Annotated in this window: 1 pseudogene; it reads right to left on the bottom strand. The window is 54.6% G+C overall.

Going from position 1 to position 1038, the window contains the following annotated elements:
• Positions 1-976 (bottom strand): annotated as a pseudogene (locus H4J77_RS19525) (IS3 family transposase); the annotation flags it as partial.
• Positions 977-1038 lie beyond the last annotated feature (62 nt).

The following is a 1038-nucleotide window of genomic DNA, read 5'->3' as shown; positions in this document are numbered from 1 at the left end:
AAGCCCTCACAGGCGGCATTATCGCCACAGTGGCCAACGGCACTCATGCTGCTGACTAACCGATTGCTGCCCAGATAACGCTGGTAATCGCCGCTGGTGAACTGCGTACCCCTGTCTGAGTGCAGTATCACCGGGGTTTCGCCCTGGCGTTGCCACACAGCCATTTGAACAGCTCTGATTACCATCTGCCGATCCTGTCTGTGATGCATGGACCAGCCCACAATCAGCTTACTGAACAGATCCAGGACCACGCATAGATACAGTTTTCCTTCCTGAGTGGAGATCTCCGTAATATCCGTGACCCACTTGGTATCAGGCTCAAGCGCTGAGAAGTCCCGCTGTAGATGGTTTTGAATACCCTGTGGCCGACTCGACGCTCGCCCCATTCGTCCCCGCTTTTTGCGAGGCCACCCCTGGATACCGTGCTTAGCCATTAGCCTTGCAACCCGATTCAGGCTCGTAGAAGTGCCTTCGGCAGCCAGGTCTTCATGCATCCGGGGCGAACCAATCATGCCACCACTATCATCATGAATCTCTCTGATTCGCGACAACAGATGCTGATTAGCCATAGCCCTGCTGGATAGAGGTCGAGATGCCCAGGCGTAATAACCGCTGGCCGAGACCTTCAGGCATCGACACATAAGGCGTATCGGGAAAAGACTGCGACAGCGTTGAATCGCCTGATACCTCAGGACGACTCCTTTGCAAAGAACACTGCCGCTTCGCGCAAAAAATCGCGCTCCTTTTTTACCCGCGCCAGTTCGCGTTTCAGATTGGCAAGCTCCTCGTCACGAGGCGTACCAGAGCCCTTGAACGCTTTGCTTGGCACATCGTCCGCTTCACGGACCCACCGCGACAACAAATTGGGGTTAATGCCAATCTCTAAGGCCACCTGACGACAGTTGGTACCAGGCTGGCGAGATAGCGCGATGGCTTCGCGCTTGAATTCAGGGCTGTATTTTCTGCGTTTGGACATGAACACTCCTTTGGCACATTGTGCCTCTTTTCAAGAGTGTCCGCAGTAACGGGGTAGAACCC

The sequence above is a fragment of the Pseudomonas sp. 5Ae-yellow genome, assembly GCF_014077575.1.
In the GTDB taxonomy this organism is placed as follows: domain Bacteria; phylum Pseudomonadota; class Gammaproteobacteria; order Pseudomonadales; family Pseudomonadaceae; genus Halopseudomonas; species Halopseudomonas neustonica.
Note: the sequence above shows the minus strand (reverse complement) of the source record. Positions and strands in the feature narration are given on the sequence as shown.